The 22,706-nt window shown below is 42.9% G+C and carries 20 protein-coding genes; 1 reads left to right on the top strand and 19 read right to left on the bottom strand.

Going from position 1 to position 22,706, the window contains the following annotated elements; all coding sequences use genetic code 11:
* Positions 1–590 (bottom strand): ATP-binding cassette domain-containing protein (locus ACDD58_RS00405; RefSeq protein WP_370774943.1); only part of this gene is annotated, 590 nt, incomplete at its 3' end.
* Positions 591–827: 237 nt separating this feature from the next.
* On the opposite strand from ACDD58_RS00405, the gene ACDD58_RS00410 reads away from it, so the two are divergent.
* The gene (locus ACDD58_RS00410) at positions 828–3,323 is read left to right on the top strand and encodes a helix-turn-helix domain-containing protein (protein ID WP_015520062.1); all 2,496 of its coding nucleotides are present in this window, start codon (positions 828–830) and stop codon (positions 3,321–3,323) included.
* On the opposite strand, the gene pgmB is transcribed toward ACDD58_RS00410, so the two are convergent.
* From pgmB to ACDD58_RS00500, 18 genes are all read right to left on the bottom strand, one after another.
* Positions 3,313–3,960 (bottom strand): beta-phosphoglucomutase, encoded by a 648-nt coding sequence (gene pgmB, locus ACDD58_RS00415; protein WP_015520061.1) that lies wholly within the window; start codon positions 3,958–3,960, stop codon positions 3,313–3,315. The genes ACDD58_RS00410 and pgmB overlap by 11 nt on opposite strands.
* A 114-nt stretch (positions 3,961–4,074) precedes the next feature.
* Positions 4,075–5,043, bottom strand: a complete 969-nt coding sequence (locus ACDD58_RS00420) for a helix-turn-helix transcriptional regulator (protein ID WP_022111898.1) — start codon at positions 5,041–5,043, stop codon at positions 4,075–4,077.
* Between the two features lie 30 nt (positions 5,044–5,073).
* Positions 5,074–6,711: a spermidine synthase gene (locus tag ACDD58_RS00425; protein WP_022111899.1), complete on the bottom strand. Its 1,638-nt coding sequence runs from the start codon at positions 6,709–6,711 to the stop codon at positions 5,074–5,076.
* A 34-nt stretch (positions 6,712–6,745) separates the two neighbouring features.
* Positions 6,746–8,440, bottom strand: a complete 1,695-nt coding sequence (locus ACDD58_RS00430) for an AAA family ATPase (protein WP_349202475.1) — start codon at positions 8,438–8,440, stop codon at positions 6,746–6,748.
* A 35-nt stretch (positions 8,441–8,475) separates the two neighbouring features.
* Positions 8,476–9,795 carry an ATP-binding protein gene (locus ACDD58_RS00435; protein WP_370774949.1) on the bottom strand — a complete coding sequence of 440 codons (1,320 nt, stop codon included), beginning with the start codon at positions 9,793–9,795 and terminating at the stop codon, positions 8,476–8,478.
* Positions 9,792–10,502, bottom strand: coding sequence for a LytTR family DNA-binding domain-containing protein (locus ACDD58_RS00440; RefSeq protein WP_022111903.1), 711 nt, complete (start codon positions 10,500–10,502; stop codon positions 9,792–9,794). The genes ACDD58_RS00435 and ACDD58_RS00440 overlap by 4 nt, the downstream gene beginning before the upstream one ends.
* Before the next feature lie 195 nt (positions 10,503–10,697).
* Positions 10,698–13,094, bottom strand: coding sequence for a glycoside hydrolase family 3 C-terminal domain-containing protein (locus ACDD58_RS00445; protein WP_370774953.1), 2,397 nt, complete (start codon positions 13,092–13,094; stop codon positions 10,698–10,700).
* Between the two features lie 157 nt (positions 13,095–13,251).
* Positions 13,252–13,983, bottom strand: coding sequence for a hypothetical protein (locus ACDD58_RS00450; RefSeq protein ID WP_015520057.1), 732 nt, complete (start codon positions 13,981–13,983; stop codon positions 13,252–13,254).
* A 142-nt stretch (positions 13,984–14,125) separates the two neighbouring features.
* Entirely contained in the window at positions 14,126–15,526 is a 1,401-nt protein-coding gene (locus ACDD58_RS00455; RefSeq protein WP_370774956.1) for a sensor histidine kinase, read from the bottom strand.
* A 3-nt stretch (positions 15,527–15,529) separates the two neighbouring features.
* Positions 15,530–16,204 carry a response regulator transcription factor gene (locus ACDD58_RS00460; protein ID WP_370774958.1) on the bottom strand — a complete coding sequence of 225 codons (675 nt, stop codon included), beginning with the start codon at positions 16,202–16,204 and terminating at the stop codon, positions 15,530–15,532.
* A gap of 227 nt (positions 16,205–16,431) precedes the next feature.
* Positions 16,432–16,878, bottom strand: a complete 447-nt coding sequence (locus ACDD58_RS00465) for an Hsp20/alpha crystallin family protein (RefSeq protein WP_006858190.1) — start codon at positions 16,876–16,878, stop codon at positions 16,432–16,434.
* A 253-nt stretch (positions 16,879–17,131) separates the two neighbouring features.
* The gene (locus tag ACDD58_RS00470) at positions 17,132–17,659 is read right to left on the bottom strand and encodes an acyltransferase family protein (RefSeq protein WP_370774962.1); all 528 of its coding nucleotides are present in this window, start codon (positions 17,657–17,659) and stop codon (positions 17,132–17,134) included.
* A complete protein-coding gene (locus ACDD58_RS00475; protein WP_370774965.1) occupies positions 17,568–18,035 on the bottom strand; it encodes an acyltransferase family protein in 468 nt (155 codons plus the stop codon). The genes ACDD58_RS00470 and ACDD58_RS00475 overlap by 92 nt, the downstream gene beginning before the upstream one ends.
* A gap of 145 nt (positions 18,036–18,180) precedes the next feature.
* On the bottom strand, positions 18,181–18,489 hold the full coding sequence (locus ACDD58_RS00480) for an AbrB/MazE/SpoVT family DNA-binding domain-containing protein (RefSeq protein WP_370774968.1): 309 nt from the start codon (positions 18,487–18,489) through the stop codon (positions 18,181–18,183).
* A gap of 60 nt (positions 18,490–18,549) precedes the next feature.
* Positions 18,550–20,172 carry a recombinase family protein gene (locus ACDD58_RS00485; protein WP_035300463.1) on the bottom strand — a complete coding sequence of 541 codons (1,623 nt, stop codon included), beginning with the start codon at positions 20,170–20,172 and terminating at the stop codon, positions 18,550–18,552.
* A 107-nt stretch (positions 20,173–20,279) separates the two neighbouring features.
* Positions 20,280–20,465 (bottom strand): hypothetical protein, encoded by a 186-nt coding sequence (locus tag ACDD58_RS00490; protein ID WP_004849804.1) that lies wholly within the window; start codon positions 20,463–20,465, stop codon positions 20,280–20,282.
* A 270-nt stretch (positions 20,466–20,735) separates the two neighbouring features.
* Positions 20,736–22,076 carry a virulence-associated E family protein gene (locus tag ACDD58_RS00495; RefSeq protein ID WP_009321442.1) on the bottom strand — a complete coding sequence of 447 codons (1,341 nt, stop codon included), beginning with the start codon at positions 22,074–22,076 and terminating at the stop codon, positions 20,736–20,738.
* Positions 21,961–22,701, bottom strand: coding sequence for a CHC2 zinc finger domain-containing protein (locus ACDD58_RS00500; RefSeq protein WP_014079457.1), 741 nt, complete (start codon positions 22,699–22,701; stop codon positions 21,961–21,963). The genes ACDD58_RS00495 and ACDD58_RS00500 overlap by 116 nt, the downstream gene beginning before the upstream one ends.
* Between the last annotated feature and the right edge of the window lie 5 nt (positions 22,702–22,706).

Raw genomic sequence — 22,706 nt, forward strand, 5'->3', positions numbered from 1 at the left:
GACTTATTTTCTTTGCGGAAACGATTCATAATATCATATAAAATTTCCCTTCCATCATGAGATAAGGCAGTGCTTGTCTCATCAATTACCAAAATCTGAGGCTGTTTCATCACGACCTTTGCAATCTCTACAAGCTTTCTTGTCTGAAAATCCAGCTGTTGCATAAGCATATCGCCAGTAATATCATTTACCCCAATTTTTTTCATGACTTCAGTTGCATCTGCATTCATCTTCCTGCGATTGATCAATCCAAACCTGTTTTTATACCTCTCTGTCTCTGCCAGAAAAATATTTTCCGCAACTGTAATTCCCGGTATTGTTCCGCTTTCCTGAACGATCATTCCAATCCCCTTGTGAAGTGCATCAATCATACTAAGAGGTTTCCAGTCCTGATTTTTAAATATCATCTTACCACTATCGCATGCCTGCATTCCTGCTACAATGGAAGTAATGGTTGACTTTCCTGATCCATTCTCCCCAATTAATCCCCGAATTTCCCCCGGATATACAGAAAGTGACACATCTTTTAAAGCCACTGTACTTCCGAATCTTTTATTCATGTTTTCAACTTTTAATATTGGTTCACTCATGTTTATCACCTCGTCTTTATAGATATTATAAGTTTTCATTAATTTTCATGTGATTTTGTTTTTTATCTGTTTCACTTTAATTTTTAACTTTTTTATGTCTGCTCTTCTTTTCTTTCCACATCTTTTCAATCCGTCATACAAAACAGATTAAAAATTCGATGTTTTTATTGATTTTTTCATTACATTTATGTTTTAATCATTACAATATCTTATTTAGTTTTAAATGGGGGATTTTTTATGTCAGAAAATTACGATCTTATTTCAGAAAATGATATGCACATGCCCATTCGCTGTATAATGCAGCGTTTTGATCATATTCGTTCACAAATGCATGACTATTTTGAATTATCAATGATTGTTTCCGGGAACTGTACATTGCAACTGGATGATCATATATACAATTTAACAGAAGATGACGTGTTCTGTGTTAATCCACTCTCGCTTCATGAACTTCATGGTGTCAACTGTGTGATTGTAACCGTTTTATTCAACCAGACTTTGTTTGAACAGATTCTACCCGTTCCATTCCATCCTCGCTTTTTCTTTATCAGTACGATGACCGATAATCAGGAAGCTATTGTCCAACTCCGCACTCTGATAGCGCACATTATCAAAACAAATATTGATAAAAAAGATGGGTATGAATTACGAAACTGGTCTTATATCTACAATATTATGGATGTACTGTATCGGAACTTCCGCATCAAACTCTCTACTGCTAAAGAAAAGAAAAATCACAAGTATGCTTTACGTATTTCCGAAATCTCACAGTTGATCCAGCAGCATTACACGGAAAATATAACCTTACAAGAACTTGCTGATGCAGTCCATTTGTCCGTTCCATATCTTTCTAAGTTTTTTGTGGAATATTACGGAATGAATTTTTTAAGCTATCTTAACCAATACCGCCTTATGCACGCAGTACAGGAACTCTCAACCACTGATAAGAATATTGATGAAATAGCGATTGACAGCGGTTTTTCCAACAGTCATGCCTTTGTAACTTTTTTTAAAAAGCAATACGGGATGTTACCAAAAGACTATCGCCGTGAACAAAAAAAGAAGAAAGAGAATACTGCCCAACGTGTAGAACAACATAACTATATTTACGGATTAAAAAAATATTTGAAAGAAGATACATTTTTTCAGGTTGTATCTCCTGTGAAAAAAACTGAAATTGAGATTTCTGTAAACGGAAGTTCCTATACTCTGCTTCACACCTGGAAAAAAATGATGACCGTTGGGCGGGCAAGTGATGTACTAATTTGTGATGTTCAAAAAATGTTAACACAGATTCAGGAAACAGTTGGATTTGAATATATTAAATTATGTGGCATCTTTTCTGATGATCTGCATATATACAATGAAACTGCAAGTAAAGTCCCGGTCTATAGCTTTTCTTATCTTGATAAGATTTTGGATTTTGTTATCGTCAATCACCTAAAACCCTGGCTTCAATTATCCTACATGCCGGAAAAACTTGCAAAATATCCAAACAGACGATTGTTTGGTGCAAATGTCAGCCAGCCCCACTCTGTCAGTGCATGGTGTCAGCTGGTCCATGAATTTTTGCTTCACATCACTGACCGTTACGGGTTAGATACCATAAAGACCTGGAAATTTGGTCTATGGAACCAACCGAATACTTCTTCCGACCTATTTGGCTTTACAAACGAAAATGACTTTTTTCTATTCTATAAAAGCACTTATGATTGTATTAAAGATTTTTGCCCTGATATCGAATTTAGTCTTCCTCCAACCTACTACATTGTAGGCGAAAGCTATGAAAACTGGTATCTGAACTTTTTGGAATGGTGTAAAAAAAATTCCTGTCTTCCAGACTGTTTAAGTTTTACATACTACGACACTAAAATGATTTCCGATAAAAATCATTCCAAGGAATCGTTTGGTTTTGTGTATGCAATGAGTCTTTCTGAATCTCCTGATGGGTTAAAAGATTTTGTTATGCAGGTTCTCCGTGAACGACGCCAGCTTGGACTTGGTAATATGCCAATCTACCTGTCAGAATGGAACAACACACCAAGCCAGCAGGATTTGCTCAATGATACATGTTTTAAATCGTGCTACATTGTAAAAAATATTTTGGAAAATTATGACCGACTAGATAGTTTTACTTATCAGGCTCTTACCGATCTTATGGCAGATGACGCTCTGCCCAACAAACTCTTTTTCGGTGGACTAGGTCTGTTCACGGTAAATGGAATTCCAAAAGCAAGTTATTATGCTTATACTCTCTTACGGCAGTTAGGAGATCAGTTTTTAGGACGAGGAGACGGTTATTTCATTACCCGTAAACACAACAGTTATCAGATTATGTTGTACAATTACAAACATTTTAACTATCTTTATGCCAACGGAGAACGTTTTGATATGACAGAAACAGATCGCTATACTGTATTTGCAGATTCTGATCCAGTCACAATCGAACTATGTCTTTCTAATATTCCGCAAGGTACATACAAAATTTCTGAGACTTATGTAAATCGAACACATGGGAGTTCTTATGACCAATGGGTTTCCATGGGTGGATTAGAACTTACCACTCCTTATGAATTTGACTTGTTAAAAAAAGCATCCTCTCCAGGATTCCATCAGAAGCTGATGCATATCGCTTCTGATGAAACCCTAAGATTGAATGCAGAATTAGAACTATTAGAGATTCGACTTATTCAAATCACACCTGTCATCTGCCCATCTGACGTTAGCAGATAGAACAAATAGAAAGCAGATCTTTAAATGCCTGAATCGGATATGTCACTTGGCTATGACCTGCGGCATCTCCGATTCCAGCACTCTGAAAATCACCAGCATAAGCAGCATCAATACCGGCAAGCGCATCCTCTACGACCAGACAATTTTCAGGTTTTTCACCAAGCATCTCAGCCGCTTTCAAAAATACTTCCGGATCCGGCTTTGATTTCGTAATATTCGTTCCGTCACTGATTGCATCAAAGTATCCGTTTAATCCAATCTGTGTCAGAATCTTTTTCGTATTTTTACTGCTTGATCCAATCGCAAGCTTATACCCTCGCTGACGTAATATTTCCAGTGTCTTTTTTACCTCCTGCGACAGATCATCCGGAGACATCTTTTCCAACAGACGAACATAACTTTCATTCTTCCTTGCGGCAAGTTGTTCTTTTTCCTCCTGTGTATATTCTCTTGATGCTTTCTCCAAAATAATGTCCAGACTTTCCATACGACTTACTCCCCGTAGTCTGCCATTAATTGTCTCATCGAAATAAATTCCTTCTGCGTCTGCCATTTCTTTCCATGCCTGATAATGATACTGATCCGTAAAGCATATAACACCATCCAAGTCAAAAATAATTGCACGTATTGTATTCATAGGATACCCCCTTGTAAACTTATAGACTATGTATCTTTTTTTAAGATAACAAAAATAAGGACAGCTTTTTAGACTCTCATTCGACTAAAAAACTGTCCTTATTTTCTGCATTGTCTATCTTTTATAATGTTCTAACCGATACTTTCGCGGTGTCATTCCATATCTTTCTTTAAACTGCCGGAAAAAATAGCTCTGATTTTCATAACCAACATCTAACGCAATCTCTTCCACTGACAAATCTGTCTCCAATAATAAATGTTCAGCTGTCTCAAACCGCCTGTGCTGCAAAAGTTCCTGAAAATTATATCCGGTCTTTTGCTTGATGAGTCTGCTAAGTACCGTCATGGACTGATGGGTATCTGCTGCTATCTTGGTAAGATTTGCATTTTTGCAGTCACTGTTAATATATCCAAGTACTGCCTGTACAACCGTCTCCTTATAATCCATGGAAGAATTATGGCTTAAGCTTTCAAGATGATTCAGCAGATATAAAAATACAAGTCCCATAGAATACTGATTAATTACATCCTCATTTGCATGTTCATGTAACATGGAATCAATCATATTTTCCATAAGATTTTCCACCTGCGGATCTTCCTGCAGCTGGAACAGCAGGTAATGTGAAACGGGATCTTTCTGCCGGAACGCACCGACAATAAATTCCGCCAGTACATTTTTCTCATGCAGCATGGAGAGCGGGATTTCAAAAAACTCCGGTAGCGCAATAAAATTGATCCCGATATCCTCATATTCCGCCCGCCGGATCGCATGACGCACCTGCTGGTTTAACATCAGCACATCTCCCTTGTGAAGGGTCAGCTCTTTTCCCTCAATGATATGTGTGATGTTTCCCTGCACCACATACATCATCTCCACATAATTGTGCCTGTGCTCCGGGAATTCCACAAAACGGCTGTGCGGGCGCACCGTGACGAGCCGTCCTCTCTCTAACAGCAGTTCCCGGTCGATCTCACTGATCGAATCCTTCGCATATAACTGTTTTTCGATGTTTCCCTGTCCTGACTGATACTTCTTTTCTTCTTCTGATATGAGTTTCAGTTCCTGTAAAAGCTGTTTGCGCATGCGCTTGATTTCCTGTCTTCTAAAATCTTTTTATAGTGACTCCAGCAGTCCGTTGATCCCGTCTTTTTCAAAAATATCCTTATAATATGCAACTTCCCCCTGGATCAGCTGGTCGATCACCTGCATGCCGAGAAGCTCCACAGGCGCCTTGTCGTCCGTCATGATATAATCTCCCGCCTCATACACACTGCTGGTGTCTGCCACATGAAGCATCATATCGCGCAGATCGGAATGTCCGGTCTCATTTGCGTTATTCTCTAATGTCTTTACCATGTCTGCATTGGAGGAAGCATACAGCTCCCGGTTTGTGGAACCGTCCACATCCACGGTCACGATATGGTCAAATACGGATGCAATGGTATCCGACAAATACTGGTTGATATTGCCCTCATTGTTTCCGCGCATATTCATGTTTACGACCATCACGCCGTTCTCGTTTAAATGCTCTTTGACCATCGTAAAAAATTCGACCGATGACATCTGAAACGGGATGGTGATATCCTGGTAGGCATCCACCATGATAACGTCATATTTCTCGTCGATCGCCTGTAAATATGCCCTGCCATCATAGGTCGTCACTTTGACATCGTCCGGCAGGGAAAAATATTGTCTGGAAAGCGCCGTGATCTTATCGTCGATCTCCACGCCCTCGATTGACATATCACCGAAATATTTTTTACACTGGGTCGCGTAAGTTCCGGTTCCCATTCCAAGGATCAGAACATTCATATCCTCTGCCTTTTTATCCGGGATCATGAGCGGCGCCGCCATCGCATAATCGTAATACATTCCGGTCAGACCGCCGTCTTTCATGTAGAGTGACTGCACACCGAACAGGACATTCGTGGATAAGATCACGCGCCTGTCATCCTCGGAGACCTGTAAATAATTATAAATGGATTCCCCTTCGTAACTTAAGTCATTCTGCCAGAATGCAAAAGAATCCGAATAGCCAAGTCCACAGCAGAGTACGAAAATAACTGCCGATACTGCCACCTTCTTCTGTCCCCTGTGGCTGCTCAAAAAATACACTGCGGCTAATGCGATCAGAATTCCCGCAAAAATGAGAAACGTGATAGAGGTTCCGACTGCCGGAATCGTCACAAAAGTCGGCACAAATGTTCCGATAATGCTTCCGATCGTGTTGAATGCTCCCAGCGTTCCGACCGTTTTTCCACTGTCGTCAAGACTGTCCACCGAGTATTTCACAAGGGATGGCGTCACTGTGCCGAGTAAAAACAGTGGGAATACAAAAATCACCATACATGCCACAAATGCGGCAATAATGAGGAAATTGCTGCTGACGGTAAAGATCAGCAGTGCCGATATTCCAAGGATAATGTATTTTCCGACGACCGGTATCAGTGCGATCCAGATCGCAGCGATCAGTATTCTGCGGTACAGTTTGTCCGGGTCCGGCGACCGGTCCGCACTTTTTCCTCCATAAATATTTCCAAGCGCCATTGCGATCATGATCGTTCCGATGATGATCGTCCACACGATCTGCGACGAGCTGAAATACGGCGCCAACAGCCTGCTCGCACCCAGTTCTACTGCCATCACGGACATTCCGGCAAAAAATTCCGTGAGATACAAAAACAGCTTATTTTTTAAAATTCCTGACTTTTCCATAATTCTCCTTTCTTTTTCCCCTCTAGTATAGCTCATAAAGTGGACTCCAAGTCAAGTTTTTTATCCCGCATCAGGATTTTTCCCCAATCATTACCCTGCATCTCTTTTTATAAAATGCGATTCCATATTTCAGAATCTTTTCCACACCATCCTCTTCAAGAATGTCTATATAATTGTTCCCACCGATCTGTTCTAACGCAGACTGGCATGCCGTTTCCAAATCTCCATCCTGTGCATACTTAAGTTCCAGAATGATTCCCATTTCACCGTCATCCGTCTCGATCACAATATCACTGTAACCATCGCCTGATTCTTTATTCGAAGAAACACTCCACGATTCCTCATACCCGAGAATTCCAAGTAAGATACCGTGATAAAAGTTTTCTTTCATCTTTTTTCTCACAAAAGTATCCCGGATACTGATGGCCCGCCGCAGATAATCACACAGGCATTTTTCTATCGTTTCTGTTTCTCCGTTTCTTAATGCTTCACAGAATGTATTTAACAGCACGCCATTCTTCGGTACATTTTCTTTAAAAAAATCCATAATCTGGTCTGTAAAAATCTTCCGGATCTCCATATTCGGAATCACCAGCTGGAACGTATCCCCCGCTGCCCGTCCTCTTTGTGTAAGATATCCTGTTGTAAATAATACACTCCATAGATTGTCAATACTGTCATACATTTCTTTATAAGTCAGTTCCTGATGGATTTCTTTCTCGATCACTTCACCTGCAACAAGCCGCTCTATCTCACGCCTTAGCGTTACTTTATCCGATTCCCTGATAAATCTTTTGACCGCCTCATTGCTGCTTGTATTTGACCAGTAATTTTTAGGCTCTGCCAGCGGGTCCGCCCGCAACGTGTCCACATAATTGATTACATCCCATGGACAATAAACTTCTGCTTTTCCGAACTGATATCCGTCATACCACTCCCTAATATCCTCGTAATGATCGGAAAGTTCATAGTATTCCAGCATCTCCCTTACTTCTTCATCGGTAAATCCGAAATACTCGTCAAACTGTACATCTGCAATGGAAAGAACTTTCAGATTATTCAGTCCTGTAAAAATACTTTCCCTGGAAATGCGCATACATCCAGTCAGCACCGCAAATTTCAGGCTGTCATTTGTCTTAAGCGCATACTCAAACAGGTTGCGGATAAAGATAACCATCTGATCATAATAGTCCCGTTCAAATGCTTTTGCCAGTGGAACATCATATTCATCAATCAGAATAATTACTTTTTTCCCATAATGCTTTTCAAGAAGTTCGGAAAGCACTTTTAAACTGCTGCATAGTGTTCCCTCATCCACATCCGTTTCAAGTAATGCCGTATATGCTTTTTTATCATATCCCGTGAGCCTGCTGCTTTCTAACAGATATTGAAACCTTCTTGCCTCCCCTTTGATAAGCTGGACCGTCATCTCTATTGCTTTTTCATAAGTCTGCGCATTGATTCCTTTTAAAGAAACAGATATCACCGGATATTTTCCCATGTACTCTTCACACAGCCTGGTTTCTTGTGCAATCTTTAAATGCTTAAAAATTTCTTTATTTCCGTTTATGTCAAAGAATTTTTTTAACATACTCATATTCAGGGACTTTCCAAATCGCCTTGGACGGGTAAAGAGTGTGACTTTTGCCCAATTTTCCAGAAGTTCTTTGATCAAATATGATTTATCTATATAATAAAATCCAGCTGACTGTATTTCTTCAAAATTTTCTATTCCAATCGGTAATTTTTTCTTCTCATTTTTCATTTCAACACCCCAAATAGATTTTTACATTTTTGTTTTCATATAGCCTTATCTCTCATCGGGATCAGGATCTTTAAATCAAACCAGTTCTCTTTTGTATCAATGCTGACCGCACCGTCATATTTGTTGACCGTATAGCGGATACTTTTGAGTCCGTACCCGTGATATTCTTTCTCTTTTTTGGTCGTGACCAGTTTTCCCTCCTGATACTCTAAGTTCCCTTCGTAATAATTTTCAAACCGGAGGATCAGGAAATTTTTCTGCTTGGAAACCGTCACATGCACAAGCCGCTTCTCTTTGTCCGGTATTTTCAGTTCACACTCAATCGCGTTATCGAGCGCGTTTCCAAAAATGCTGCAGATATCCATCACATCCATAAAATCAAGCAGTGTGCCGTCCGCAACACAGGTAAACGTGATCCCATGTTTCGCACAATAGAGGCTTTTGGTAGTGAGCACCGTATCGAGCACTTTGTTTCCGGTCTTATTCTGTGTCTCATACTGTCTTATCTCATCCTCCATGCGGTTTAAATATTCTTCGCGTTTTTTCGGATCATCCTCACTCCGCAGGAATGCGATCTGGTGTTTTAAATCGTGATATTTATAATTGATCAGTTCGATGCTCTCTCTCGACTGCTTGTACTGCACATACTGATTCTGCAGCACATTCTGCACGGATTCTAGTTCTTTTCTCACACGCAGTTCCCGGCACTGGATCAGATGCGCATAAAGGATCGCGATACCGCCAAGATCTACTAATGTACGGATATTTCCGATCTCAAACGAATAGCGCCCGGAAAACGGTGTATTTTCCGTTAGAAAACTCATGTTGCTGACAGCAAACACCGCAACTGCGATCAGTCCGGCGGAAATATATTCCCGGTGGCTGATATTCATTTTCCCATCTTTAGGCATATGTACCCGCAGAATTTTATACAGGATCAGTGCGATCGCACCATAGATCAGAACCAGAAGACCTCTGCAAAGCCACCAGTTTGTCATCGCCTCGTCGAAAAAGTAACATACAACCTGCCATTCGAACGATGCCATAAATTCCGCGACAACAAATGCGATCATCCCAAAATAGGCAGCATCGGTAAAAGTAATTTCGCAGCAGCTGTAGATAAATACGATCATTAAAAATACAGCCACGATCATACAAGGAATCCAGAAATAAATCTTAATATCATCCGTCATGACTAAAAACACACTCTGTATCAGAAGCACAGCCGCCATAATGCCTGCCGTCTGCCATTTTTGAAATCTCTTTTTGACCGGCAGGATAAATAACATGCATGCCATCCACTCTGCGACCGCTGTGTAGATTCTTGGTATATCCGGCATAATATGTTCCATCATTTGATAACCTCTCCCCAGTATTTTGTCAGTTCTTCCATAAATTCTTTTTTGCGCGCACGGCTTAATACCAGCTGCTCACCTTTTACCATGGCACAGCCGTCCGTGATCCCGTCCACATGCGCTAAATTGATGAGATACCCCTTGTTACCACGGCAGAAGTTCATATCAGCTAATTTTTCTTCCATCTCTTTCATTGTGCCTGTTGTCTCATAGTCGCCAAGAATTGTGTGCAGGATCAGCGTATGCCCCTGGCTTTCGATATAATAAATATTTGCGATATTGATCCGCACCGTCCCGCCTTTCATGCTGACCATGATCATCTTTGTCTCTCTTTTTTTCATGCGCCCGATCGCACGGCTCAGTCTCTGTGAAAATGCAAAATAAGACACCGGTTTTAATACATAGTCGAGTGCATCCACCGCATAGCCACGGATCGCATACTGTGCCATGTTTGTGATAAAAATGATAACGACCTCCGTGTCCACTTTTCGGATCTCCTCCGCCGCTGACATGCCATCCATGAATTTCATCTCCACATCCATCAGAATAATGTCATACTGCGACCGATATTTATTGACGATCTGATCCCCATCCGAATAGATCGTGATATCAAAAGCCTCCCCATTTTCTTTTTCATATTGCCGCAAAAACTCTTCAAGCTGTTTTGCATACATCGCTTCATCTTCTACGATTGCAATTTTTATCATATATTTTTCTCCATTTTCTTTTCCAGTGTACCTGCTCCAATTCGCCGTTCGGCAATCATGTGAACATGTTGACTCACTTGCGCTCATGATATCATCCCCCACAAACGTTTTGTGAACGCAAATGGGGACCTGCACCAAATTTATTTTAGTACAAGTCCCTGTTATTTACCACTTTTTTATCTGATTACATTTTACCTAATCACGTTTCACTGCCGCTTTGATCAGGTGCGCTGTTCCCTTAATGCGGTGTCCGTTTGCCATCTCGGTCAAAGCTTCTGCCATCTTCATTGTGACAAAACCACCTGTCATTTTTGCATAGCCGCGGATCGGCATATTGTAATTAAACAATACGTTCAGATTCGGTTTTCCCTGCCATTCGCTGATCTTTAACAAAATACGCAGTACCCCGTAAAACAGTTTACCAAAAATTCCTTTTCCATAATAAAGCTGGCAGACTGCATCATTCATACGGATTTCTCCGCTCCAGCTTCCATCCGGGATCTCTCTGCCATACAGTCTGCGGAATGTATCATCAGAAATATTTTTGATCTCACCATTAAAATATTCCGGCAGGCTTTCTCTGCTGTAACCACCCTCTGTGACAGTTCCATTTACCGCAAGTGATCCCTCAAGCAGCATTTCTTCCGCATTGCTTCCGATCATGATCTGATAGGTTCCCGTTTCCACTTCCCAGCTGTCTGTCCGTGTATCATAAAAACGGAATGTCTTATCGTCAAATAAAATCCTTATTTCTTTTTCTTCTCCCGGAGCCAGTTCCACCCGCGCGAAGCCTTTCAGTTCGCGCAGCGGACGGAACACGGAATCAGATTCTTTTCCGACATAAAGCTGTGCAATCTCTGTTCCGGTCACATCTCCGGTATTTTTAATTTTAAATGTCACACCATCCTGATCTACCGCCAGATCACGGTAAGTAAATGTGGTATAACTGAGTCCGAAACCAAACGGGAAACGCACTTTTTTACCTACTGTCGTGTAGTAGCGGTATCCTACATAAAGTCCCTCCCGGTATTCGCTGCTTCTCTCTTTGCTCGGATAGTATTCGTATGCCGGCGTATCTTCATAATGAAGCGGATAGGTTTCATTCAATTTTCCGGATGGACATACTTTTCCGGTCAGAACATTAAGCATCGCAGACGCTCCCGCCTGACCGCCGAGGTAACCGTGCACAATTCCTTTGACATACGGATACCACGGCATTTCCACGGAAGATCCCGCTGAGAGGACTACAATCACATTTTTGTTTACTGTGGTAAGCTCATTGATCAGTTCATCCTGTGCCACAGGCATATGCATATGGGCACGGTCGAGTCCCTCCGATTCGCTGATCTCGTCAAGACCTCCGAAAAACAGCACCACATCCGCATTTTTTGCTGCATCAACAGCTGCCTTTACCAGTTTAGCATTTGGTTTTCTGTTTCTGATATAACCCTGTTCACAGGCTGTCATCGTAAGTCCGCTGTCTTTTATCTCCTCTAATATGGACTCCGGCGGCATTGCCGGATTCACTAAGGAAGATCCTGCTCCCTGATATCGCGGAGTCTTTGCAAAGTCTCCGATCACAGCCACTTTTGTCCCCTGTTTTAATGGAAGGATCTGCTCTTCATTTTTTAAAAGGACGATGCTCTCCTCGGCCGCTTTGCGTGCAAGTTTATGATGCGCTTCCTTATTGAAAGTAGTTCCTTTTCCATCCACGGTCGCCTGATGCGTCGCAAAAATGACACGGAGCAGTTCATCTAAGCGCTGATCTAACACACTCTCCTCTAATGTTCCGTTTTTCACGGCATTTACGATATCATGCATTCCGGATTTTCCGGTGCCCGGCATCTCAAGATGACTTCCGTTTTTCACTCCGAGTGCGTGGTCGTTGCTTCCACCCCAGTCGGATACCACATATCCGTCAAAGCCCCATTCATCGACTAAGATTTCCTGTAACATGTGGCGGTTCTCATTGGCATAGACACCGTTTACTTCATTATAAGAAGACATGATCGACTTCGCTTTTCCTTCTTTTACCGCGATCTCAAATCCGGTCGTATAGATCTCGCGGAAGGTTCTCTCATCCACAACGGAATCATTTGCCATACGGCGCAATTCCTGGCTGTTTGCTGCAAAATGCTTCGGGCAGGCTGCGATTCCTTTGCTCTGGATTCCCCTTACATAGGCTGCCGCCATTTTTCCTGCATGGTACGGATCTTCGGAAAAATATTCAAAATTTCTTCCACAGAGCGGGCTTCTCTTGATGTTTAATCCCGGTCCTAAGATCACATTGACATCCATGGTCACGGCTTCCTCTGCTAATGCCGTTCCGATCTCCTCACCTAATGTTTCATCCCAGCTGTTTGCAACCGAGGCTGCGGTCGGAAAACAGGTCGCAGGGAGACTTGCATTTAATCCCAAATGGTCTCCGGCTCCCGCCTGTCTTCTCAATCCGTGCGGTCCGTCAGACATTGCCATGGACGGGATTCCGTATTTTTCAAAATCCACTGTCTCCCAGGTGTTTTTGCCGGACATCATCAGGGCTTTTTCTTCGAGTGACATCTGTTTTATGATAGATTCGTATTTTAAACTCATGATTGATCCTCTCTTTATTTGTGATCTGCGCATCTTTCACTTTCGTAATTTCAGCATAGCACAAACAAAAGATGACGAGGGAGTATTACACAAATGGGGGCATTTTTTGCATAAACTGTCAAAAATGCCCCCGAAGAGCTTTCGCTCTCAATCATGCTCAATCATAGTCATCATAATAGTCATCATCGTAGTCATCATCATCGTAGTCATCATCATCGTAGTCATCATCATCCGCAATAACATTCACGGTATATACTACTTTTTTACCCTTTGCCTTACCACTTGTACATGTACAGGTTACCCGTACTGTTCCTGTCTTTTCCGCATAAAACTCAACGTCCGTTCCGGTTGTTTTTCTTTCTGCAAACGAGACAATACTTGTATCACTGATCTCCCATTTTAACTGACTGTTCTTTATTGAGGATCCTTTTTTGACCTCTAAATCAAAATCATCCCATGCTTCTACATATTTGACTGATTCTCCAACCTTTGCCAATGAATAATCACTCTTTTTCTTCGTCACAGTTACAGTTATTGTATCACCATATTTCTTCTTACTCTTTCCCTGTACATAACACCGGATTTTTGCTTTTCCTGGTTTTACGGCAATGAAATCCATTTCATCGCCTGTGCGGTCACGATCCTCAAATTTTACATATTTTTTTCCTGAAATAATTTCCCAGCGGATATAATCGTCCTCAGCATCTATTGGAGTTACTTTCGCTCTGATTTCAAACTCCTTGCCCTGAGAAACCTTTTTTGCCGACTGCGCTATGGAAACCTTCTTCGGTTTCCAGTTATAATCTGCCTGTGCTGAAATGTTTCCCGTACCAATTACCGCCATCACAACCAAAAGTACAATTAAAACCTGTTTTGCTGCTCTCTTCATAAACAAATCCTCCTTTTTTCATGAGAGTTTCTCATTCCTAATTGTTTTGCTTTGTACTTTGATTATATCATGCATTTATTAGAACATTATTAATACGACAAATTTTTTATAATCATTATTGATTTCCATATGTCTGCTTTTATCAAAGCGGCAGTTTTACCTGAAAAACACTCCCACTGCCTGCCTCACTTTTCACTTGGATTTTTCCTCTGTAAAACTTCACAATTTCATAAACCATGGCAAGCCCAAGTCCACTTCCCTCGCCTCCTCGCGATACATCAGTCTGATAAAACCGCCGGAAGATCTTTTCCTGCTCTTCTTCTGCAATTCCTATCCCATCATCCGTTACAGACAAAACAAGTTCCGTTTCTTCTTTCTTTAATTTCACAAAGATATGCCCATTCTCTTTCCCATAACGATAGGCATTGCTGACAAGATTAACGAGAATTCTTGATAAAAGTTCACGATTTCCATAAAACACTGCCTGCTCCGTCTCATAATCAAGCATAATTTCCTTTTCTCTTATCAGCTTCATATCAGAGCAAATAGATGCCACCAGTTCTTCCATATCAACAGCTTCCTCTGCATATTTTCCTGATTTCATTTCCAGTCTGGCAAAGTCCAGCATATGATCAATAAGTTTTGTCATTTTCCGCGCCTGACGCCTGATTACCCGCAAGGCATCTTCATATTCCCCTACGCTTCTTTCTTTTTCAAGTGTATACTCACACTGTGCTGAAATGACAGCCATCGGTGTTCTTAGTTCATGTGAAACGTCAGATGTAAATTGTTGTTCCTTTTCAAATGTACTTTCCAGTCGTTCAAACATCTCATTAAATATATCCGCAAGCTGGTGCAGTTCATCATTCCCTTTTCCAAGATTGATCCTGCATTTCAAATCATTTTCTTCTCCAATCTTTCTTGCAGTCCCAGCTATTTTCTGAATTGGATTTAATGTACGTCCAGCAATAAAATATCCTCCCGCAGATGCTATTACGACCAGAACCGGCAGAAGAACCAGTGCAATCCGCATAATCCCAAAGCTCTGACGCTCTCCCTGTTCCTCTGATACCACTCCACGAAGCCATAATCCGTTAAGTCCTTCTGCTGTGAGTTTCCGGTCAAAAATATAATACCCCGTTCCATCCTTCATTACTTTTTGAATCTCGGAATCCACAAATTCCAGATCTGCCACTTTTGCAGCTATTGGATTTTCTCCATAAATAAGCCTTGACTTTTCATCATACAATCCTGTATAGACTTCATTTACCTTGCTCAGAAAATCGTCGTCAATTTCCAGATACCCTTTCCGGTAATCAATCAAATAATCAATATCCGCATCTGTACGGATTTCATCCATCCCAGAAAAATATTCAATCTCATCCACATTATTTTCCACTGTCTCCACCAGACTATCCTGTATTGTTTTTATCAAAATCTGACGGCTGACGACAAAAATCACCAGATATGCAAATAGTACTATTACCACCAATGCTGCAGTAAACCAGATTGTTATTTTCAGACGGATTGAGAATCTCCCCATATCTTAAATTTCCTCTCTCATTATATATCCTCTTCCACGGACTGTATGAATCAGCTTTTTGTCATATCCATCATCAATTTTTTTTCGAAGATAGCTGATATAAACATCCACTACATTCGTGCCCCCTTCGTAATCAAAATTCCAGACATGATCCTCTATCATCTCACGAGACAGCACACGCCCCTGATTGTACATGAAATATTCCAGCATGGCATATTCTTTAGCCGATAATGTGATCTCTTTTTCCCCCCGCATTACCCTGTGGGAAGTGCAATCCAAAGAAAGATCCGCAATATGCAAAACATTGTCAGTAACTCCGAAAGATCCCCTCATCATTGCGCGCAGACGTGCTGACAACTCTTCAAACGAAAATGGCTTCACAAGATAATCATTTGCCCCACTGTCTAATCCCTTTACTCTGTCCGAAACAGCATCCTTTGCTGTCAGAAATAGCACCGGTGTTGTCTTTCCCATTCCCCTCAGCGCACGCAGCACTGTAAATCCATCTGCTTTTGGCATCATAATATCAAGAATCACTGCATCATACTCCGTACAGGAAAGGATATCTATTGCTGTCCTGCCATCAAAACAATGATCCACACTGTAACCATCCTCAGTCAGTTTTTGAACAATAATGGCATTTAAATCCTGTTCATCTTCCGCCAAAAAAATTCTCATGTTTGTTTTCTTCTCCTTTGTTTTTTACCGCGTCATTATAATCCCCTTTAAATCCAATTGTTATATAATAAAAGTAACGAAACCAACATTTATAACATTCACGAAAGAAGATATTTCTTGCAGATACTATACAACATTCATTTCTCATATACAACCTGTAAAAAATCTCCTTACGCACAAAAATGCCCCCGAAGAGCTTTCGCTCTCCGGGGGCATCCTCTCATCTGTTATCCCTCAATGGATATGTATCGTTTTTCCGGAACTTTCTTTGCTTCTTCCTTCGGGACATCCAGTGTTAAAATACCATTTTCGTATTTTGCGTGGATATCGTTTTCGGTAACACTCTCGCCTACATAGAAGGTACGGCTCATACTTCCGGCGTAACGTTCACGTCTGATGTATTTGTCTTTCTTATCCTTCTCTTCCTTGTCGAGACCCTTCTCAGCGCTGATTGTAAGGTAACCATCGTTTAACTCAAGCTGGATCTCGTCTTTCTTAAATCCTGGAAGATCAACGGCTACTTCGTAACCTTTCTCGGTCTCCTTTACATCTGTCTTCATCATGTTCTTTGCATGTTTACCATACAATGTTTTATCAACATCCGGAATCTCTGGGAATGAGAAATCCATCCAGTCATCAAATAAGTTTTCTCCAAAAATGCTAGGCAGTAACATAAGTCATCTCTCCTTTTTCTACCGGTCCACTTTCTGTGGAACCTCCCATGTTTTTTACCTTTGTTTTGGAACCTCAGACGAAGGAACTCTGGGGAATCATCTTCTCTTTTTGTTCCCTCTTCCTTTGTTCTGACTATGTTATACCACCACTTATTAGCGCTGTCAAGAGGTGAGTGCTAATTTTCTGTGAACTTTTTGTGAAATCATATTTTAGCTGATATTTTTATCAAAAAAGTCCATTATATCTCGCTTTTCAAACGTTATTCCGTTGTTTCCGAATCCCCAAAATCCAGTATCTAAGCACCGGGATCCGACGTATCACTTCATATAATAAGATTGAAACCACAAATCCACCCACCAATTCAATACCATAGACTACAGTCAATGGCAGCTCCTTTCCAGCCAGAAGATAATTGATCACTAAAAGTACCGGGATATGTAATACATAGATACCGAAACAGCATTTTCTCATATAATTCGTAAAATTATTGGAAAAATCAAGCCATTTTGGACCTGCACCAAGCACGAGCAAAACCATAAAAAATGCATACAGGTTTAAATCCCATCTTGACAGTACCTCTTTGTCCGTATATGCCATTCCATAACATCTTACGATATAAAATATGCCGCTTACAGCTGCACAAATGCCCAATAGGAGCACTGCATTTTTTATTTTTTCCATGACACTTTCATTCGAAAACAGGTAATATCCGGCTAAAAATGCCGGAATATAAATGCCGTTCCGGTAGGACGTGATAAGCAGCGCTGCATTTTCCTGCAATTTTCCGGATCAGAAGCAGAAATAGTGCTGCCACAAACAATACATGGCAAAACCACAGTGCCCCGATACCACAGCATAAGATGATAATGACTCTCACAAAAGCCGGTACACTCTCCGGCATATTGCCACGCGCAGTGTGAAGATAGATCACATATCCACCGAGCCAGCCAAATGCCAGAACACCAAGTGTCGACGGCGCCAGAATCTTATCCACCCTCTCTTTCAAAAACTGTCTTTCTGTCCTCTTTTCCAGTGCATATCTTGCACTGATTCCGGCGACTACAAACAGCAGTAACATAAACCACGGGTATACAAAATACTGGTAAATCCCCGCAAATGTAACTGCTCCTTCATACGGTTTTAAACCGGCAAACATCGCCTCGGTTCCAATATTATTGTAATAAAAATAAACATGAAAGATCACAACAAAAAAATCGTCAGAAACCGGATATTATCCAGATAATGTTTTCTCATAAAAATCTCCATTTCCTCCTGCAGTGTTTTCCTCACTTTTTTGTGTCTTAGTTCTTATCCTTTTGATTTGCCATTTTTAATGCCTGCTGCACGAAATCTATCATATCATCTGCTTTGACCAGGGCAATCCCCTGTGCTTCATCACCTAACACCATGATCGTATCTCCCGCTTTGATCTGAAAAACTTCTCTCGCCTTCTTTGGCAGAACGATCTGTCCTCTCGCTCCGACTGTAACCGTTCCAAACATATGCTTCCCTTTTGGCGGAAGTGGAATACTTTTATTTTTTTCCTCATAATGCAGCATATCCTCCAACGCCACACCAAATGCTTCTGCCATCCTGTCACAGGCGATCACATCCGGAATACTCTCCCCCGTCTCCCTTAATTAAAGATATTGTTGGGTAAAAAAGAAAGGTCAGTCGATTTTGCCGATGAAGCGGTAGTAGATTTCTACTTCCTGCTCACGGCTTCCGTCCTCGCCCTTGACAGCTTCGTGGACGGTTATTTTTTCAATTAGAGTGTTCAGAAGTTCGGCGGTCAGCTCCACAGGGTTGACATACTGTTTCATCAGGGCAATCCACTTTTCAGCATCCGCTGCGGTCTGTACGGCGGCTTCCATCGTTTCGTGAAGCTGTCTTATTTTTGTTTCAAGCTCCTTTTGCTCGTTCTGGTACTTCTCGGACAGCATATTGAAGTTATACTCGGTTATGCGTCCGGCAGACCAGTCCTCATACATTTTAGCAAACAGCCCGTCAACCTCGGCTTTACGCTTCTCTGCCTTTTTCAGCTCCGCAGCCTGCTTTTTCTTCGCAGAGTTTCTTTCCCTGTCGCTGGCATTGAGCAGGCGTTTCAGCAGCTTGTCCTCGTCTTTCTGTGCCAGCATAGACCAGTATTGCAGTCTTGCAAGCACATAGGCATACAGTACATCATAGCGGATATAGTGCATGGAACACTGGCGTAATCCCTGCCCGTTCTTGCTGCAATGGTAGTACCCGTATGGGTTCTTATTCTGCTTGTTTTCCCCATAGGCTAAAGACCATCCGCAGTCTGCACATTTTATCAATCCTGCGAAAATCTGTGTCGTACCGTTTCTGCGTTTCCTGCGTCTGCTTGCAATCAGCTCCTGAACTTTTTGGAACACTTCTTCAGAAATGATGGCTTCGTGGGTATTTTCCACACGATACCATTCTTCCTGCGGCTTCCGCACCTTTTTCTTGTTCTTGAATGAAATGTTGCTCTGCTTGTTGTGAACGCTGTGACCGATGTAGGTTTCCTCTTTCAAAATGCTCTTGACCTGTGCTATCGTCCACGCATAGGCTTTTTCTGCGGGCGCACCGGCGTAGATATTGGCGAAAGTCCCGTATCTTTCATAGTTCAGCCAGCCGGGGGTAGGTACTTTTTCCTCCACCAGAATCCGTGTAATGCTGGCGGCTCCACGCCCGTGTACAGCAAGGTCAAAAATCTTCTCTACAATCCAGCGTGTTTCCGGGTCGATCAGAAGATGACCTTTTTTGTCCGGGTCTTTTACATAGCCCAGCGGTGCATAGGCTCCATAGTGTGCGCCATTGGCAAATCTTGTGTGCATGGCAGCCTTGACCTTTTTGCTGGTCTGTCGGGCGTGCATTTCATTCAGGATGTTTAAGAACGGTGCAAGCTCGCTTTCTCCGTTGATGGTGTCCACATTGTCATTGATGGCAATGTAGCGTACTCCCTTGCTGGGGAAATAGATTTCCGTGTACTGACCGGTCAGGATATAGTTTCTTCCCAGACGGGATAAGTCCTTTGTGACAACGCAGTTGATTTTCCCGTCTTCGATGTCATCAATCATCCTTTGGAAACTTGGACGCTCGAAATTTGTCCCACTCCATCCGTCGTCAATGTACTCGTCTACAACGGTCAGCCCATGCTCTGCGGCATACTGTCTAAGCATCATGCGCTGGGTCTGGATACTGCCGCTTTCCCCCTGTAATTCATCGTCACGGCTCAATCTCAAATATAGTGCAGTGTTATAAATCGTTGTATTGTATGGTTGTTTCACGGTTAAAAATCCTCCTTCTAAAAGAAACAACCCACGCTTATACAATACTCGCTGGTACAAGTATATCATAAGCGTGGGCTGATTGACAGTCGTTATTCCGTATTTTTTCAGGAAGCGGCGGCAGCGTGCTGGATCACATCTTCCAGCAGGCTGTCAAGCGGCTTCCCATCCTGTGCGAAATGCTCCGATACCTTGATACGGACTTTCCCCATGACAAAATACTGGGTGCCGTCTTTTTCGGTAAGCAGGGTGCCGCTGTTTTTGTTATTGCTCTCGTTTTTGCTTTTTGCCATAGGCAGTTACCTCCATAAATGAAATATGCCCGACAAGGGAATGTCAGACAGGTGTACAGCCGCAGACTGTCTCCGTGTCAACCAAACCGTGTCAACCGGCAGAAAAGACTTTGAAAACAATCCATAGGCGCTCTATTATTACTTTTTACTTTTTCTTTGATTTCTTGGTTGACATGGTTGACAAAGGAGAGAAATGCCCCAAATATCAGGCTTTTCCCCGTCAACCGGCTGTCAACCAAAGCGTCAACCAAACTGTCAACCGGTGGCTTTTCAGAATGGAAGTTCCATTTGCCGGGCTTCTTCTTCCGTGATTTCCTGAAAACCGTCCCCCTCCGGCGGAGCTTGGTTGACACGCTCCCAGCCTTTTTGAGAACCGTATTTCTTATACCGCTTCGGGCTTTTGTAGGCTACCCAGCCCTGTATGATGCCGCCCGCAATGCCGGTATTCATAATCTCGCAGATTGCCCGTGTCTCCCAGTCTGCCGGGGAATTTAAGTTCCCCAGCGCTTCCTCATAAAGCTGCTTGGAACATACCCTGTCGCCGGTGTAGTCCTCCAAATAGGCGTAGATCATGCCGGCCTGTGTGTCTTCCTGCATAAAGTCCTGCTGGTGGGCGTTCAGGTATCGGTTCATTTCCATGCTGAATGACAGCTTATACTTCCCACTGCGATAAACCGTCATGGCTTCCGCCCACATCTGTTCGATATACGCCCTCGCCGCCGCTTCATCGTCCAGTATGTGAACCTCCGCCCGTTCCGGGTACACCGTCACGGGGAGAAAGCGCCGGTTGCCGGTGCGGTCACGGGGCAAAAAGTCCTGCCGGTTGGTCGTCCCTCCAAATACACATTGCCGCAGCCGGTCTGCCGGATGTGTCTCATACGGCACTTTGTAGGTTTCTTTCTGGCGGCTTAAGAATGACTTGATTTCCTCAATACTCTTGGCGTTGGCTGTGGCAATCATCTCCGACATCTCGATAATCCAATGCCCTTGCAGCTTGCGGTACACATTTTCATCGTCCAGCTTTTTCAAATCGTCTGAAAACCATTCGTCCCTGCCTGCCAGCAGCCGGAAAAAGGTAGATTTCCCGGCTCCCTGACCACCAACCAGACAGAGCATGACCTCAAACTTGCTCCCCGGTCTGAATACCCGCCGGATGGCTCCCATCAGGAACAGTTTCAAGGCTTCATAGGTGTATTCGTCCGTATCGGCTCCCAGAAAGTGATGCAGGGCGTAACGGATGCGCTCTGTGCCGTCCCATTGCAGGCTGTTCAGGTAATCCCTGACTGGATGGTAGCGGTTTTCATTGGCAACAATCTTGATGGCGCTCTGCACCTTTTTCTCGCTGGTAAGCCCGTAATTTTCTTCCAGATACAAAAGCAGGTAGTTCATGTCCATGTCGGTCAGCGTGGTACTGGTGCGCTCCCAGCCCAGCGGCTTCACAATGTCAATCTGCTCCGTCAAAAGGTTCAGGCGCAGCGCCCCGCGAAACAGAGGGTCACGCTGGAACACCGTCAGGCAGTTTCGGATGCTGTTCTTCACGCCGCCTTTCTGCGTCCCCTCTAATGTTTCCCGGATTTCTGCCGGTGTCTGCGCCGGTTCCATTGTGTCCATCGTCCTTTTGACCGCTTCCTGCGTTTCCGGCGGCAAGCTCTGAAATTCGCTGTTCAAGCCGCAACACCTCCTTTCCCTGTGCGGCGATCAATGCCGCTTTTTCTTCTATTTCTCCGTATAACAAAATATCCAAAAGGTATTCTGTGTAGCTTATCCTCTGCAACGCTTCCACAAAAAGAGGATGCCAGATGGCATCCTGCGGCTGTGGGGCGTGTGCTGTTTTCCAATGCTCCAGCAGGCGCAGATAATCGCATAGCACCCGGAAACAATACCGTTCCGTTTCCTGAAATCTCTGCTCCGCTGATTTTTGTCGGGGCTGTGACCTGTTGTGACGCTTCCTATCTGGCGGCGCATTGCCGGATTTCTCATAGGAAACGCCGAAGTCCTCCGCAAGCCTGACCGCAGCTTCCCGTTTCCCCAATCCATGCAGCAAAGCGGCAAAGTCGATCACATCCCCGGAAGCCCCGCAGCCGAAGCAGTAAAAGCGGCTGTCCACTTTCATGCTGGGCGTGCGGTCATTGTGGAATGGACAGCAGACCATGCCGTTTCTCCCCACCCGGATTCCATAGAATGAAGCAGCCTGCCGGGTGGTAACAGACTGTTTCACCGCTTCAAATACATTCAAATGCT

The organism is Roseburia sp. (genome assembly GCF_041325975.1).
GTDB lineage: Bacteria > Bacillota > Clostridia > Lachnospirales > Lachnospiraceae > Roseburia > Roseburia rectibacter.

Coding starts and splice junctions, on each gene's coding strand:
- ACDD58_RS00410 (WP_015520062.1), top strand. CDS start 828: ATGTCAGAAAATTACGATCTTATTTCAGAAAATGATATGCACATGCCC.
- pgmB (WP_015520061.1), bottom strand. CDS start 3,960: ATGAATACAATACGTGCAATTATTTTTGACTTGGATGGTGTTATATGC.
- ACDD58_RS00420 (WP_022111898.1), bottom strand. CDS start 5,043: ATGCGCAAACAGCTTTTACAGGAACTGAAACTCATATCAGAAGAAGAA.
- ACDD58_RS00425 (WP_022111899.1), bottom strand. CDS start 6,711: ATGAGCTATACTAGAGGGGAAAAAGAAAGGAGAATTATGGAAAAGTCA.
- ACDD58_RS00430 (WP_349202475.1), bottom strand. CDS start 8,440: ATGAAAAATGAGAAGAAAAAATTACCGATTGGAATAGAAAATTTTGAA.
- ACDD58_RS00435 (WP_370774949.1), bottom strand. CDS start 9,795: ATGATGGAACATATTATGCCGGATATACCAAGAATCTACACAGCGGTC.
- ACDD58_RS00440 (WP_022111903.1), bottom strand. CDS start 10,502: ATGATAAAAATTGCAATCGTAGAAGATGAAGCGATGTATGCAAAACAG.
- ACDD58_RS00445 (WP_370774953.1), bottom strand. CDS start 13,094: ATGAGTTTAAAATACGAATCTATCATAAAACAGATGTCACTCGAAGAA.
- ACDD58_RS00450 (WP_015520057.1), bottom strand. CDS start 13,983: ATGAAGAGAGCAGCAAAACAGGTTTTAATTGTACTTTTGGTTGTGATG.
- ACDD58_RS00455 (WP_370774956.1), bottom strand. CDS start 15,526: ATGGGGAGATTCTCAATCCGTCTGAAAATAACAATCTGGTTTACTGCA.
- ACDD58_RS00460 (WP_370774958.1), bottom strand. CDS start 16,204: ATGAGAATTTTTTTGGCGGAAGATGAACAGGATTTAAATGCCATTATT.
- ACDD58_RS00465 (WP_006858190.1), bottom strand. CDS start 16,878: ATGTTACTGCCTAGCATTTTTGGAGAAAACTTATTTGATGACTGGATG.
- ACDD58_RS00475 (WP_370774965.1), bottom strand. CDS start 18,035: ATGTTTGCCGGTTTAAAACCGTATGAAGGAGCAGTTACATTTGCGGGG.
- ACDD58_RS00490 (WP_004849804.1), bottom strand. CDS start 20,465: ATGGCAAAAAGCAAAAACGAGAGCAATAACAAAAACAGCGGCACCCTG.
- ACDD58_RS00495 (WP_009321442.1), bottom strand. CDS start 22,076: ATGGACACAATGGAACCGGCGCAGACACCGGCAGAAATCCGGGAAACA.